Below are 15,113 nucleotides of genomic sequence, written 5' to 3' on the forward strand. Positions count from 1 at the left end.
CTGCAATCGCAGGCCCGTCCTGTTTCAGCGGTCCATCTTTCAGCGGTTCACCCTGGCCCCGAATCAAAACGCCACGGACGTCTGAACATATAATGTGCGCGGTTCACCGACATACTTGCCCCGGTTGTTGTCGTCGAACGAGCGGGTGAAATACTGGGTATTGAAGATGTTCTTCACGCCCACCGCCACGTTCAGGACCGACAGTTGCGGGCCGAAATCATAGGCAGCGCGGCTGCTGAACAGCATGTAGCCGGGGATATTGCCGGTACTGCCGTCGGCGCTTTCAGTGCGGGTGTTGGCGTTGTCGGCAAACTGCGCGCTCTGATAGGTGCTGTTCAGGTTCAGCTTCCACGGCCCGTCCGTATAACCCACGCCCAGTGTGCCTTTGTGCTTCGAAGAGAATGGCACGCGGTTGCCTTTGTTCGGCCCGTCTTCACGAATGGTGGCATCGACAAAGGCATACGTGGCATACACGTCGAAACCGGCCAGTGCAGGGCTCAGGCCATCAAGGGCGTAGTTGATGCTGGTTTCGATGCCTTGGTGGCGAGTCTCGCCACGGGCGATCACCGAATCGTTGGTCTGGTTGCTTTCATACTGGTTGTCGAAGTTGATCAGGAATGCGCCGATCTCCGCCCGCAGGTTGCCATCGTCATAGCGGGTGCCAAGCTCCCAGGTGCGGGCCTTCTCCGGTTTCACTTCACCGCTGCTGACACGGTTGGGCATCTGGCTGTACTGCACACTGCCGAACGAGCCTTCGGTGTTGGCATACAGATTCCACTCATCGGTCAGGTGATACAGCACGTTCAATGCCGGCAAGGCCGTGTTGTAGTCGCCCTTGTACTTCACATTCGTCAGGTTGTTGGTTTGCTGGGATTCGATCATTTCGTAGCGAACACCCGGCGTGATGGTCCATTTCCCGATGTCGATCCGGTCATCGATGAAAAACGCATTGGCCTCGGTGCCCCCACGCGTATCACGGTCGTTGCGGCTGGAGGTGGTCGGCAATTCGTTGCTGGCGATCGGCGTGCGGTATCGCAGTTCGTGGCCGGCCTCGTTGATGTAGCGATAGCCGATGCCAACCTCGTGGCTGGTCGGGCCGAGGTCGAAACCTTGGGCGAAACGGGTTTCCAGGCCGCGTACCCAATATTCGCGAGGTGACAGGGACAGGAAGGTGCCCTGGTCCAGATAGCCGCTGCGCAAGGTCTTGGTGAAAAACGTACTGGCGGTGAATTCCCGGCGGTCCTGTTGGTAGCGGTAGCCGAAATTGACCAGGGTGCGACGGCCCCAGAAACGGTCGTTCGGACGCGTGGACTGATACGGGTTGGCATCATAGTCGGCCACATTCAGGCCGCCGGGCATGTCGGCCTCGCCTTCGTAATACTGGGCCATGGCATTGAAACTGTTGGCCTCGTCCAGCTGGTAGTTGCCCTTGAGAATCAGGTCATCGATTTGTGTGTCGCTGTGTTCGCGCCAGTCGCCGCCGCGGGTGCCGGAATATAGCAGCGCACCGCCCAAGCCGTTGTCGGCGGTGCCGCCCGCCAGCAGATTGGAGGACGTTTTGAAACCGTCGTGGCTGGAGGACGGGCTCGTCTCGGTCTGCAAGCCCCCCTTTACCGTTGGCGTATCGGGAATCGCCCGGGTCACGAAATTGACCACGCCGCCAACGTTCTGCGGGCCGTAGCGCACCGCGCCGCCGCCGCGCACGACATCCACCGCGTCCAGGTTGCCCATGCTGACCGGCGCGAACGATAGCTGCGGTTGACCGTAAGGTGCGAAAGGCACCGGAATGCCGTCCATCAGCACCGTGGAGCGTGAAGCCAGGCGTGGATTGAGCCCGCGGATACCAAAGTTCAGCGCCATGTCATGGCTACCGGTGCCGTTGTTTTCCGGTGCGTTGACGCCGGGGATTCGATTGAGCACATCCCGGGCCTGCGTCGCACCCTGACGTTCGAACGCTTCACGGCGGATGACGTCACGGGCGCCGGGGTGTTCGAAGACATTGGCCTGCGCGGCGTCGCCGAGCCAGTCACCGACCACGGTGGTGGTGCCGATGTCCAGCGCGGTGCTGGCGACCGGTTGCAGGCTGAAGGCGGTGTCTCCCTCGGGCCGGGCTTGCAGGCCTGTGCCTTCGAGCAGCGCGCTCAGACCTTGCTCTGGGCTGTAGTTGCCTTCCAGACCACGACTCTGCAGGCCTGCGGTTGTCTGCGAGCCGAAGGTAATCAACACCCCGGCCTCGCGTCCGAACTGATTGAGGGCATTCTCCAGTGACGACGGCGCGATGTGATAAGTCTTGGCATCTGCGGCCTGCACGCAAGGCAGTGCGACGCAGCCCAGGCTGGCCCCCAGGAGCCATTGACGCAGGGTACGGGCGAGCGGGGTGAGACGGATGGATTGCTGCGGCATGGATGAGAGTCCCGAGAAGGTTGTATCGAAGTGCTTTCCTTCTCTGTCACCCGAGGTGTGGAAAACGGCTCACTGGCGCATCATTTTTTTTCAGGGGGGCGGCCATGGTTCAAGCGCGGGCCTCGACCGTGACCCAATAGCGAGTGAAGCGCCGCACTTTTACCGGCAGGCTGACTTCCAGCAGATCGAGGATTCGTTCGCTGTTGTCCAGCGGATACGTTCCGGAGATCAGCAGGTTGGCGACCGCCTCGTCGCAGTGCAATTGGCCACGCCGGTAACGGCCGAGCTCGTCGAGAAAATCCGCCAGGCGCATGTGCGTTGCTACCAGCATGCCCTCCGTCCAGGCGCCGCTGTTCGCATCCAGCGCCGTGACGGGCCCGGCGCCGTTGATGCCAAGGCTCAGTTGCCGTGATGTCGCCAGCAACAAAGCCGGGCCGTGTCGGCTACGAACGTCCACCTCGCCTTCAAACACCGCCACCTGGGTGTGGTCCGGATACTCGCGTACGTTGAAGCGGGCGTTGCGGCTTTCCAGCAGACCTTGGGCGGTTAGCACTTGCAGGGGCCTTGAGTCCCGGGCAGCGGTTAACAACAGTTCCCCCTCCAGCAGGCGGATCAAGCGGCGTTGAGCGTCGAAGCGAACGTCTATCGCACTGCCGCTGTTGAGCTGCAACTGGCTGCCGTCATCCAGCACCAGGCGACGTCGTTCGCCCACCGGGCTGCGGAAATCGGCCATCAAGGGTGGCAGCAGTTGGCGTTCACGCAGGCCCCAGGTCAGCGCTGAGCCGGCCCCAAGCACCAGCAACATTTTGAGTGCCCGGCGTCGCGCAGCAGACTTTGGTGCATTGAGGACCGCATGGGCTAACGGCGGGGACACGCCGCGCAGCCGTTGATTGACACGCTGGATATGCTCCCACGCGCGGCGATGTTCGGTATGAGCATCGAGCCACTGTTCCCAGGCTTGCTGCTGGCGGGGATCGAGTGGGCCTTGCTGCATTTCCAGAAGCCAGTGCACGGCCTGTTCGGCCACCTGTGCGCTGACGTTAGGCGCGCCATTCATCGGTGGGATCATAAGGCGAAGTAGCAGCGCATCGCCGCCTTGTTCAGATGGCGCTTGACCGTTGCCAGGGAAATCCCCAGTTCACGGGCGATTTCGTTGTAGGTCAGGCCATCGACCTGGGCCAGCAGAAACGCTTGCTTGACCGCCCGTGGCAATCCATCGAGCAAATGGTCCAGTTCCATCAGGGTTTGCAGGATGATTGCCCGTTCCTCCTCCGACGGCGCCACCTGCTCCGGCAGTTGGGCGAGGGTGTCGAGGTAGGCGCGCTCAAGGTCCTGGCGCCGGTAATGGTTGAACAGTACGCGCTTGGCAATGGTCGTAAGGAACGCGCGAGGTTCCAGGGCAGGCTGTGGATTGCGGGCAGTCAGTACGCGCATGAACGTGTCCTGAGCCAGGTCGGCCGCACTGTCGGGACAGCCGAGCTTTCTTCGCAGCCAGCCGTTGAGCCAACTGTGATGGGCGTTGTAGAGCACTTCGACGGTGTGTACAGGCGGCAACGAGAAACATCCCGACAGCGATGAGCTGTTCTAGAGAACAAGAATTGTTCGCATTGTAGGGGCGCGATGGAGGCTACGGCAATCGGGATGAGTGCCTGGTTGTTTCATTTGATTGGGGCACGGTGGCGCCTAGCGCAAAAACGCCTGCCGATACTCTCCGGGCGTGGCGCCCAAGACTTGGCGAAAACGGTTGGTAAAGTGACTGGCGCTGGCAAATCCGCACGCCAGTGCCACGTCGCCCAGCGGTCGTGAAGTGCTGCGCAGCAAGTGCCGCGCGCGTGCCAGGCGTCTGGCCAACACATATTGATGAGGTGGCAGCCCGAAGCTTTCGCGGAACATCCGCGCGAAGTGGTATTCGGACAGCGCACACAGCGCCGCCAGTTGCCCGAGGCTGATGGCATCGGCTAGATGGTTGTCGATGTAGTCCACCAGCAAGCGCCGTTGATGAGCGGCCAACCCGCCCTTGAGGCGAAGTCCCTGGCGCTGGCCAACCTGACTGAGCAACAGATGGTTGAGCAGTTCATGGGCCAGGCTGGTGGTCAGCAGGCGTTCACCGGGCTCGTCCCAGTTCAGGGCGATCAGTTGGCGAAAGCGTTGTGCCTGTTGCGGGTCGTCGAGGAAGGTCGCCTCGTGCAGTTGCACCTGGCGGGGTTCGCGGTCCAGCAGCGTGACGCAACCAAGGGCGAATTGTTCGGGGCTGAAGTACAGGTGAGCGAGACGAATATCGCCGTTGATGACCCAGGCCGACTCATGGTCGGCCGGCAGGATGCAGAGCTTGTCGGGAGCCCCCGTGGTGTCGGGCCGTTCGCGGCGAAACGTGCCGGTGCCGCCGGCGATGTAGCACGACAGCGTATGGTGGGTCGGCGCCTCGTAGTCCCGGGCGTCGTGATGATTGCTCCACAAAGCGGCCGCCATGCCGTCCCCGAGCTCGGCGCTGTGCTCCAGACGAGCATTGGGCGAACTGTTGAGGGCTTGAAAGACTTGCAGGGTTTGCAGTGTCGGCATGATCGGTTCTCTCCGATTCGAATCCTACTCCGTCGGCCGACCCATGCCAGCCTGCAAACCGATAAAAGCGCAAGTTTACGCAAGTGCGGGAGGGACAACGGCGTGACACTGAGGGTCATTGTCAGGAGTTGTCACCATGAACCTCTCGTTGTACCTGCTTACCGTGCTCATCTGGGGCACCACGTGGATTGCCCTGAAACTGCAGTTGGGTGTTGTCGCCATCCCGGTGTCGATTGTCTATCGCTTTGGCCTCGCGGCCCTGATTCTGTTTGTGATGCTGTTGCTCAGCCGGCGCCTGCAGGTGATGAACCGGCGCGGCCATTTGATTTGCGTTGCCCAGGGCCTGTGTCTGTTCTGCATCAACTTCATGTGTTTCCTCACGGCCAGCCAGTGGATTCCCAGCGGGTTGGTTGCCGTGGTGTTTTCCACCGCCACGCTCTGGAATGCTTTCAATGCCCGGGTGTTTTTCGGCCAGCGGATCGCCCGTAATGTGCTGTTGGGTGGCGCCTTGGGGCTGCTGGGGTTGGCACTGTTGTTCTGGCCGGAACTGGCCGGCCACAGCGCGAGCCCGCAGACGCTGCTGGGGTTGGCATTGGCGTTGCTGGGCACCTTGTGTTTCTCGGCGGGCAACATGCTCTCGAGCCTGCAACAGAAGGCCGGCCTCAAGCCGTTGACCACCAATGCCTGGGGCATGGCTTATGGTGCAGCGATGTTGGCGGTGTGGTGTGTTTTCAAAGGCATTCCGTTCGACATGGAATGGAACGCGCGCTACGTCGGCTCGCTGTTGTACTTGGTGATCCCGGGCTCGGTGATCGGCTTTACCGCCTACCTGACGCTGGTGGGGCGCATGGGCCCGGAGCGAGCAGCGTATTGCACGGTGCTGTTTCCGGTGGTGGCCTTGAATGTCTCGGCGTTTGCCGAAGGGTACCAATGGACCGCGCCGGCGCTGGTGGGGCTGGTCCTGGTGATGCTGGGGAACGTGCTGGTGTTCCGCAAGCCGCGGCCGGTGGCGACGAATGTTGCGCTGGGTGCCCGCTGAATCAAAGGAGATGGCAGGCCCGTTCGGTGGGGCCTGCCGGGTGGTTTATTTCCAGACTTGCGGGTTGACCAGGTTTTGCGGTCGCTCGCCCATCAATGCACTTCGCAAGTTATCCACAGCAAGATTGGCCATGGCCTCGCGGGTTTCGTGGGTCGCCGAGCCGATGTGGGGCAAGGTCACGGCGTTTTTCAGCTGGAACAGCGGTGATTCGGTCAATGGTTCTTTCTCGTAGACATCCAGCCCGGCGCCGCGGATGCGGTTGCTCTGCAGGGCTTCGATCAGCGCCGGCTCATCCACCACCGGGCCACGGGAAATGTTGACCAGGATGGCGCTCGGTTTCATCAAGGCCAGTTCGCGTTGGCCGATCAGATGACGGGTCTTCTCGCTCAATGGCACCACGAGGCAGACAAAGTCCGCTTCGGCCAGCAACTGATCCAGCTCGCGAAATTGTGCGCCCAACTGGTTTTCCAGTTCGGTCTTGCGACTGTTGCCGCTGTAGATGATCGGCATGTTGAACCCCAACCGACCACGCCGGGCAATGGCCGCGCCGATGTTGCCCATGCCGACGATACCCAGGGTCTTGCCGTGCACATCGCTGCCGAACAGTTGCGGGCCGACGGTCGCTTGCCATTGCCCGGCCTTGGTCCAGGCGTCCAGTTCAGCGGCGCGACGGGCGCTGGTCATCAGCAAGGTGAAGGCCAGGTCGGCGGTGCTTTCGGTGAGTACGTCGGGGGTGTTGGTGAGCATGATCCCGCGTTCATTGAAATAGGCCAGGTCGTAGTTGTCGTAGCCCACTGACACACTCGACACTACTTGCAGGTTCGTGGCGCTTTGCAGTTGCTCGCGGCCGAGCTTGCGCCCGACACCGATCAGGCCATGGACGTGGGGCAAGGCTTCGTTGAATTGCGCGTTGATGTCGCCGTTCGACGGGTTGGGGACGATCACGTCGAAGTCCTGGCGCAGGCGTTCGATCATGGGGGGCGTGATACGGCTGAAGGCAAGTACGGTTTTTTTCATCGTGCAAGGCTCATCTGCAGGGAATACCAAGCACGCTAACATTCCTGGCGCGGGTTAGGCGAGAGGGGGAGAGTGTAATCGCAGCGCCGCCAGTCCTCTGTGGGAGCGAGCTTGCTCGCGATGGCGGTCTGTCAATCCATTGCGCGTGACTGGGCTGGCGCCATCGCGAGCAAGCTCGCTCCCACAGGGGGGGATCTTTACAAACTCAGGCGGCCCGTAGGGAAATGAAGGCGTAGGTGACCGGTGCTTCAGTGACCACCCGCGCGCCGCTGGCCGAGACCTGGTTGGCCACGTCCTCGCCGGACAGATGGAACTGCCATTCTCCAGCCGCTTGGTCCAACGGCCGAGAGCGGGCTTGATCGATGGCGGCGGCAAACGCAGCCATGTTCGGCAGGTAGGCCGTGAATCCGTCGCCCTTCAACGCCGTCGTGTGGATACCCAGGGACATGCAAATGCGTTCCTTGATCGCGATTTCCTCACGATCGGCTTGGCGTGAACGCTCGATCAACCGGGCCAGTTCCTGGTCCACCAATTCACCGCCAAGGATCAACTGCGGCCCGGTTTCCCACGACTCTGGTGGGCAATCCTTGGCGGCGGTATTGAGGGGGATGTGTGGGTTGATTTCCATGGGATAGATGCGGCACACCAAAGGTCTGCGCTCATAGATGCGGCACAGGTTTTCGTCGTCCAGATTATGGCAACGACCCACGTTATAAGCGGCGAACGTGATCGCCACCAGCGCGTCGCTCGTGCCGCTACGGACCACCGCCGAGCGTCGTTCGGCATGTTCACGTTGCGCCACCGGAAGGCCGAGGCCATTGGGCAGGAAGGCTTCGACCAGGACAATCACCTGGCCGCCGTCATTCGCCCACATCCTGGCTTCGTCGAGGGTCAGGGGAACGTGATGGCCGGTACAGCATTTACCGCACCCTACACAGGAAAACGTTGTGTTCATTGATCGACCGAAGGCAATAGGCTGAAAGCGGCGACAGAAAAACGCCGCGATAAGCCCGGCGAAGCAAGTTATGCGCCATTCACCTGCGGGCTATCGGGCCGGGCGAATCGCGTCCCACTCGGTGACATAGGCGGTTTTGGTTTTCTTGCGGTAGAGGCACAGCTCGGTGCCGGTCGCGTCTTTCATGTGTTTCTGTGGGTACTGGCCTTGCAGCAACAGCGCGGTGTAGCCGACCCGGTCGTCGAACTGCGCGGCGGTGCCCACCGGTTCGACATTTTTCAGGCCGCTGGCCTTGAGGCAGCTGGCGAGTACGGCTTTGTCATGCGCGGCCCAGGCATCAGGGCTGGAGGCATGGGCCTGGAAGGCCAGGGCGGCAAGGCCCATGAAGATCAGGGCATGGGATTTCATCAGACAGGTCCTTATTCTGGGGGCCAGGGCAGGAGTATGCCTGAGGTTTGCCGGACGATGATCAATCCCACGCCTTGGCGTGGGAACGATCCGGCCCGCTTCAATGACCTTGTTCGGCGACGGCCTTGGCCGCGGTGATCAGGCACTTGGTCAGTTCCGGCGAGGAGAACTTGGTCAGTACTCCGTTGGCACCGGCCAAGCGGGCCTTTTCACTGTTCATGGCGCTGTCCAGTGACGTGTGCAGCAATACGTAGAGGTGGGCGAAGTCCGGGGTCTCGCGCAGGGTGCGGGTGAGGGCGTAGCCGTCCATCTCGGACATTTCGATGTCGGAGACGATCAGGTTGATCTGTTGATCGGTGCCTTGCAGGTCCAGCAGGCACTCGATGGCTTCCTTGGCGCTGCGGGCGGTGTGGCATTGCAGGCCCAGGTTGCGCAGGGTGTACACCGATTGTTGCAGGGCCACCTGGCTGTCATCGACCACCAGGATTCGTGCGTTGCCCAGCACCTCGGCGTCTTCCATGCTCAGTTCGGTCGGCGCGGTTTCGATCTGTGCCGGGGCGATGCCGTGGATGACTTTCTCGATGTCGAGCACCTGCACCAGCGTACCGTCCACCGAGGTCACGCCGGTAATGAACGCTCGCACGCCGCCGGAGCCGTAGGGCGGCGGTTTGATGTCGGTGGTCAGGCAATGCACGATCTTGCTCACTGCCTGCACATGCAGGCCCTGCTTGGAGCGGCTGACGTCGGTGACGATGAGGCAACCGCCATCTGGATCCTCCAGTGGCCGCTCGCCGATGGCGCGGCTCAAGTCGATCACCGACAAAGAAGTCCCGCGCAGGGTGGCGATGCCTTTGACGTGTGGGTGCGACTCCGGCAGCTTGGTCAGTGGCGGGCAGGGAATGATTTCACTGACTTTGAGCAGGTTGATCGCCATCAGCTTGCCGCTGCGCAAGGTAAATAGCAGAAGCGAAAGTGAATCTGCGCGGGCTTTATTGGAAGACATAAAAACCTTCTGTGGAAAAAGGTGGGGCGAGCACGAAGATCGCCAAAACAGCTTTTGATATTGGGTTATCGACTTGTTGGGGGCAGGCTTTAGGACGAAAGCTGTGGTGAGGGGATTTATCCCCGATGGGTTGCGCAGCAACCCCAGAAACGTTGCGCGTTCAGTCTGATACTCCGAAGCAACAGGGTTTAGGGCCGCTTCGCAGCCCAGCGGGGATAAATCCCCTCGCCACAAGGTACCCACCATGTCCCGGGTCCAAGCAGGGGCAGGGGAGTTACTTTAGCCCCAATCGCCTGGCCATCCGCCCCAGGTTCGCCCGGTCCAGCCCCAGCTCCCGGGCGGCGCTGGCCCAGTTGTGCTGGTGACGTTCCAGGCTGGCGCCGATCAGCCTGCGCTGGAAGTCGTCCACCGCTTCGCGCAAGTCTGTGCTGACGCCGCCCATCGTCGGCGCTGGGGCGGCGGATGAGTGCGCAGGGTTTTCCTCGGCGACTGGGGGCAGGTCGAGATCCTGGGCGCCGAGGCTGAGGATTTTCGGTCGCACCGCGCACCTGCCCAAGGCTTTCAAGGCACTGCGGCCGATCAGGTGTTCCAGTTCACGCACATTACCCGGCCAGTCGTAGGCCAGCAGGGCGGCCTGGGCGTCGCTGTTCAGGCGCAGGCTGTTAAGGCCCATGCGCGAACGGTTCTGTTCCAGGAAGAAGCCGCTGAGTAACAGCACATCCCGTCCGCGATCACGCAACGCCGGCACCTGCAACGGGTACACGCTCAAGCGATGATAGAAGTCGGCCCGGTAACGGCCGTTGCGCACTTCTTCGGCGAGGTCGCGATTGGTGGCCGCGATGAGCCGCACATCGACCCGGTGTTCCTTGTCCGAGCCCAGGCGTTGCAACTGGCCGCTCTGCAACACCCGCAGTAATTTGGCCTGGACGGTCAGCGACAGCTCGCCCACTTCATCGAGGAACAACGTGCCGCCATCGGCCAGTTCAAACTTGCCGCGTCGATCGTTCGTGGCCCCGGTGAATGCACCGCGTACGTGGCCGAAGAGTTCGCTTTCCACCAGGGTGTCCGGCAGTGCGGCGCAGTTGAGGCTGATGAGTGGCTGCTCGGCGCGCTTGGAAGCGGCATGAATGGCTTGGGCGACCAGCTCCTTGCCGACACCGGTTTCGCCCGTGATCAGCACAGTCAGGTCACTGCCGCCCACCAACTTGATCTCTTCCACCAAGCGTTTATGGGCCTTGCTCTGGCCGATCATGTCGCGGTGTTGCTGGCCGCTGGCCTGGCGATAGACCTCGGCGCGGCGGTGCTCGTCCTCGGCCTTCAACGCCAGGCCCTCGATGCGTTCGGCGGCGCTGACCGTGGCGGCCGCGAGGCTGGCGAACGCCTGCAGGGCGCTCAAGTCGATGGGTTCAAAGCGGCCCGAGTCCAGCGAATCGAGCGTCAACAGGCCCCAGGGACGCTCGTCGACGAACAGCGGGCAGCCCATGCAGTCGTGAACTTCCAGATGCTCATCGAGACCCTCGACCAGCCCGTCGTAGGGATCGGGCAAATCACTGTCGGCGGCGAAGCGGGTGGGCTGCGGGTTGGCCAGCAGTGCCTCGAAGCGCGGGTGTTCGCTGACCCGGAATCGTCGGCCCAGGGTGTCGGTGCTCAAGCCATCCACCGCCAGCGGCACCAGGCAGTCACCGTCCAGGCGCAACAACGCCGCCGCGTCGCAGGGCAACAGGGCTCGCAAGGCGCCGAGCAGGCGTCGATAACGCTCGCCTTCAGGCAGTTCGCGGGAGAGGTCGGCCACCAGGGGTAGCAGGGAAGTCAGCAGTGTGGTTGCGGTCATAATGACTCCGTGTAGTCATAAAGACTATAGGGTGCGCCGTGTCGATATGACTACTTTATTTTTAAGCTATTGATAATAAACATAAAAGTTATTGGCATGAAAACTGATAGAGCTTGGGTACTGTTCTCTGTAATACGTCAGGAGTCACCCTATGCTCACTCGAGAAGAACGCGCCATCATTCGCTCCACCGTTCCATTGCTTGAAAGCGGTGGGGAGGCGCTGATTACTCACTTCTATCGCATGATGCTGTCCGAGTATCCCCAGGTTCGTCCGCTGTTCAACCAGGCTCACCAGGCCAGTGGCGATCAGCCGCGTGCGCTGGCCAACGGCGTGTTGATGTATGCACGGCACATTGACCAGCTCGACCAGTTGGGCGACCTGGTGGCGAAAATCGTCAACAAGCACGTCGCCTTGCAGATCCTGCCAGAACATTACCCGATTGTCGGTTCGTGCCTGTTGCGGGCGATCGCTGAGGTGCTGGGCGAAGAGATCGCCACGCCCGAAGTGATCGCCGCCTGGGGCGCTGCCTATAACCAGCTGTCCGATATCCTGATCGCTGCCGAAGTTGGTATGTATGAGCGCAAAGCCGCAGCACCGGGCGGCTGGCGGGGCGAGCGCGAGTTCACCCTAATGGCCAAGGTGCAGGAAAGCTCGGAGATCACCTCGTTCTACTTTGAACCGGCGGACAAAGGGCCGATCCTGGTGGCCGAGCCGGGCCAATACATCGGCATGAAATTGGTGCTGGATGGCGAGGAAGTGCGCCGCAACTATTCACTGTCGGCCCTGGCGGACAACGGCCAATACCGCATCAGCGTCAAGCGCGAGGCGGGTGGACGAGTATCCAACTACCTGCACCACCATTTTCAGGTCGGCAGCAGCATCCAGCTGTTCCCGCCGTCCGGTGATTTCTACCTGACCGCCAGCGACAAGCCGCTGGTGTTGATCAGTGGCGGCGTCGGCATCACTCCGACCCTGGCCATGCTGCAGGCTGCGCTGCAGACCGAGCGACCGGTGCATTTCATCCACTGCGCGCGCAACGGCCGCGCTCACGCCTTCCGCGGCTGGATCGACGAACTGGCCGAGCGGCACCCCCAACTCAAGCGTTTCTATTGCTATGACGAAGACGACGGCTTGAGCCCGGCGGCTGACAAGGTGGGGCTGTTGAGCGAGGAGCAACTGGCGCAATGGTTGCCGCAACAGCGCGACCTGGACGCTTATTTCCTCGGGCCGAAGGGCTTCATGGGCGCCGTCAAGCGCCACCTCAAGGCCTTGGGTGTGCCGGACCAGCAGAGTCGCTACGAATTCTTCGGTCCGGCGGCGGCGTTGGAATAAGGACGGGGCAAACCCGGGCAACCGGGTTGTCTTCATCGCGAGCAAGCTCGCTCCCACAGTTTTTTGCGCTGTTCACGGGAATTGTGTCCGCCGCTATCTCCTGTGGGAGCGAGCTTGCTCGCGATGGCGGCTGCAGGTCCATCCCTGTCCAACGGCCAGAATTAATCCCCGCTTAACCTTCTTGCGTTCTATTCCCCTCCAATGTCGACGCCCGCAGCTCGTTCACTGTCATGGTCAGCGTGTAGACTTCGGTAGATCCGATCGCGCGCCGGGTGTCGCGAGGCTGCGCGTCAATCCATGCATACAAAAGGAAACGCAATGAGTGAGGAAATGATGCGCCTGGGTCGTGAACGGCGCTTTCTGGTGCTGTTGGGGCTGATCTGCCTGGCGCTGATCGGCGGCGCGCTGTACATGCAGGTAGTGCTCGGTGAAGCGCCGTGCCCGCTGTGTATCCTGCAGCGCTATGCGCTGTTGCTGATCGCGATCTTCGCCTTTATCGGCGCGGCCATGCGCACCCGTCGCAGCCTGACGATTTTCGAAGGACTTGTAGTGCTTTGCGCCCTGGCCGGAGCTGCCGTGGCGGGGCATCACGTGTACACCCAGTTCTTCCCGGCGGTCAGCTGCGGCGTCGACGTGTTGCAGCCGATTGTCGACGGCCTGCCGCTGGCGAAGATCTTCCCGCTGGGTTTCCAGGTCGATGGTTTTTGCTCCACCCCGTACCCGCCGATCCTGGGGTTGTCCCTGGCACAGTGGGCGCTGGTGGCCTTCGTGTTGACCGTGGTGCTGGTGCCATTGCTGGTGTCGCGTAACCGCAAACACCTTCGCTGAAACACCCCAAGGAAACGCCCCGGTTTCTCTTCTGGAGAGCCGGGGCGTTTTGCATTTCAGCCTTGGAATGGATCAGCCTTGATCCGAGGCAAGAATGGGCTGCGACAGTGTGCGACATGTTGTCACACATTTTGCCTCCTACGATCCTTCCTGGCGTGGATAAACACCTCATCCTGTAACAAAAAAACAGTAGATGCGGCTCGGATTATCTCAAGCTGCTCTTCGTGCAACAGGCATTTTTAACAGCGAAGCGCCATGCGGCCTAGCCCCCGAAAAATGGGCCCTCCCCAGAAAAACAACATCTTCTGATGCCTCGCGAGCTGTCTAAATCGGGCGTAGTAGGCCTATATTTTTTGGGGTTCTTGTTGAGAATGAATTTCGATAAGATGCCGGCCGGTTGTATTGGCAGGCAGGGATTATTGCCGGATCGGATAAAAATTATTTCGGGATGAGACATGGTCTACAGCGCGCCAGCTCACTACAATCGGCCGCACCGAATTTCCGACCCGGCTCAGGCTTGAGCACGAGGTGGTCGAAGGGCGTTATCGCCCCATGCGACCCCGGGTGTCGGTGCCTCCAATACCCGCACCAAATGGAATTGGGCTTGAACTAGGCCTTTGACCAACGAATAAGAACTCACTGCTGGCCCAGGATGTGTCGAACAGCGTCTGATTGATGCTGCGACGGGCAGCCCTTATTCAATCCAAGAAAAATGCCAACCCTTGGCAGGGTGAAGTGTTGGCGATCAAAACCCAACTGCATTGCGCAAGCTGCTTTAGAGGTCGTGAGATGAGTAAAAACAGGTACCCCCGATTACTAGGCTTGTTGCCCCTGCTCGGCACGTTGTTGCTGGGAGGCTGCAACATGACCTTGCTCGATCCCAAGGGCCAGGTCGGCCTGGATGAACGAAACCTGATCATCACCGCCACGCTGCTGATGTTGCTCGTTGTTGTGCCGGTTATCGTCATGACTTTCCTGTTCGCCTGGAAATACCGCGCGTCCAACACCAGTGCCACCTACACGCCGAAGTGGTCGCACTCGACCAAGATCGAAGTCGCGGTGTGGACAATTCCAGTGCTGATCATCATTGCCCTGGGGTACATCACCTACAAGTCGACCCATGCCCTGGACCCGTATCGTCCACTGGATTCGGACGTCAAGCCGATCACCATTGAAGTGGTTTCGATGGACTGGAAATGGCTGTTCATCTATCCGGAACAAGGCATCGCCACCGTCAACAAGATCGTGTTCCCGGCCCACACGCCGATCAATTTCAAGGTCACCTCCGATACCGTGATGAACTCGTTCTTCATCCCGGGCCTGGGCGGCCAGATCTACGCGATGGCGGGCATGCAGACCAAGCTGCACCTGATCGCCAACCAGAACGCCGAACTCGACGGTATCTCTGCCAACTACAGCGGCGCGGGTTTCACCGGCATGAAGTTCAAAGCAATCGCCACGACCCAGGAAGATTTCGACGCCTGGGTCAACGATGTGAAGAAGGCACCTAAACAGCTTGAAAAAGCTGAATACGAAGCCCTTTCCAAACCGAGCCAGAACAACCCAGTCGAACTCTACTCGTCGGTCACGCCGAACCTGTTCCAGACCATCATCGACAAGTATGAAGGGATGAATCCGGGCAAGCCGATGCACCACGAGAAGAAAGAGAAGGAAGTGGCCCACAACATGGAAGGGATGGACATGAGTTCGCATTCAGCTGCCGGGGCAGAGGAGTAA

Annotated in this window: 13 protein-coding genes; 4 read left to right on the plus strand and 9 right to left on the minus strand. The window is 60.8% G+C overall.

What is annotated here, in order from left to right; genetic code table 11:
* Positions 1-63 precede the first annotated feature (63 nt).
* The 4 genes from fecA to LOY70_RS04910 all read right to left on the minus strand — a co-directional run bounded on the left by fecA (position 64) and on the right by LOY70_RS04910 (position 4,962).
* A complete protein-coding gene (gene fecA / locus LOY70_RS04895) occupies positions 64-2,403 on the minus strand; it encodes a TonB-dependent Fe(3+) dicitrate receptor FecA (protein ID WP_265033830.1) in 2,340 nt (779 codons plus the stop codon).
* A 109-nt stretch (positions 2,404-2,512) separates the two neighbouring features.
* Positions 2,513-3,460 (minus strand): FecR domain-containing protein, encoded by a 948-nt coding sequence (locus tag LOY70_RS04900; RefSeq protein WP_265033832.1) that lies wholly within the window; start codon positions 3,458-3,460, stop codon positions 2,513-2,515.
* An 8-nt stretch (positions 3,461-3,468) separates the two neighbouring features.
* Positions 3,469-3,957, minus strand: coding sequence for a sigma-70 family RNA polymerase sigma factor (locus LOY70_RS04905; RefSeq protein ID WP_265033834.1), 489 nt, complete (start codon positions 3,955-3,957; stop codon positions 3,469-3,471).
* A gap of 129 nt (positions 3,958-4,086) precedes the next feature.
* The gene (locus tag LOY70_RS04910) at positions 4,087-4,962 is read right to left on the minus strand and encodes a helix-turn-helix domain-containing protein (protein ID WP_265033835.1); all 876 of its coding nucleotides are present in this window, start codon (positions 4,960-4,962) and stop codon (positions 4,087-4,089) included.
* A gap of 136 nt (positions 4,963-5,098) precedes the next feature.
* Between LOY70_RS04910 and LOY70_RS04915 the strand changes: the two genes are divergently transcribed.
* A complete protein-coding gene (locus LOY70_RS04915) occupies positions 5,099-6,001 on the plus strand; it encodes a DMT family transporter (protein ID WP_265033837.1) in 903 nt (300 codons plus the stop codon).
* A gap of 45 nt (positions 6,002-6,046) precedes the next feature.
* Here LOY70_RS04915 and LOY70_RS04920 read toward each other — a convergent pair whose 3' ends face one another.
* The 5 genes from LOY70_RS04920 to norR form a co-directional block, all read right to left on the minus strand.
* A complete protein-coding gene (locus LOY70_RS04920; protein ID WP_265033839.1) occupies positions 6,047-7,018 on the minus strand; it encodes a 2-hydroxyacid dehydrogenase in 972 nt (323 codons plus the stop codon).
* A gap of 205 nt (positions 7,019-7,223) precedes the next feature.
* The gene (locus tag LOY70_RS04925; protein WP_265033841.1) at positions 7,224-7,973 is read right to left on the minus strand and encodes a YkgJ family cysteine cluster protein; all 750 of its coding nucleotides are present in this window, start codon (positions 7,971-7,973) and stop codon (positions 7,224-7,226) included.
* Positions 7,974-8,063: 90 nt separating this feature from the next.
* Positions 8,064-8,381: a hypothetical protein gene (locus tag LOY70_RS04930; RefSeq protein ID WP_123415444.1), complete on the minus strand. Its 318-nt coding sequence runs from the start codon at positions 8,379-8,381 to the stop codon at positions 8,064-8,066.
* Between the two features lie 100 nt (positions 8,382-8,481).
* A complete protein-coding gene (locus LOY70_RS04935) occupies positions 8,482-9,384 on the minus strand; it encodes a chemotaxis protein (protein ID WP_123342711.1) in 903 nt (300 codons plus the stop codon).
* A 274-nt stretch (positions 9,385-9,658) separates the two neighbouring features.
* The gene (gene norR, locus LOY70_RS04940) at positions 9,659-11,215 is read right to left on the minus strand and encodes a nitric oxide reductase transcriptional regulator NorR (protein WP_265033845.1); all 1,557 of its coding nucleotides are present in this window, start codon (positions 11,213-11,215) and stop codon (positions 9,659-9,661) included.
* A 151-nt stretch (positions 11,216-11,366) separates the two neighbouring features.
* Here norR and hmpA point away from each other — a divergent pair, with 151 nt between their 5' ends.
* From hmpA to cyoA, 3 genes are all read left to right on the plus strand, one after another.
* Positions 11,367-12,548, plus strand: a complete 1,182-nt coding sequence (gene hmpA, locus LOY70_RS04945) for an NO-inducible flavohemoprotein (protein ID WP_265033847.1) — start codon at positions 11,367-11,369, stop codon at positions 12,546-12,548.
* A 318-nt stretch (positions 12,549-12,866) separates the two neighbouring features.
* Positions 12,867-13,376: a disulfide bond formation protein B gene (locus tag LOY70_RS04950; RefSeq protein WP_123342708.1), complete on the plus strand. Its 510-nt coding sequence runs from the start codon at positions 12,867-12,869 to the stop codon at positions 13,374-13,376.
* A 789-nt stretch (positions 13,377-14,165) separates the two neighbouring features.
* Positions 14,166-15,113, plus strand: coding sequence for a ubiquinol oxidase subunit II (cyoA, locus tag LOY70_RS04955; protein WP_025211924.1), 948 nt, complete (start codon positions 14,166-14,168; stop codon positions 15,111-15,113).

The sequence above is a fragment of the Pseudomonas sp. B21-054 genome (assembly GCF_026016345.1).
Taxonomy (GTDB): Bacteria; Pseudomonadota; Gammaproteobacteria; order Pseudomonadales; family Pseudomonadaceae; genus Aquipseudomonas.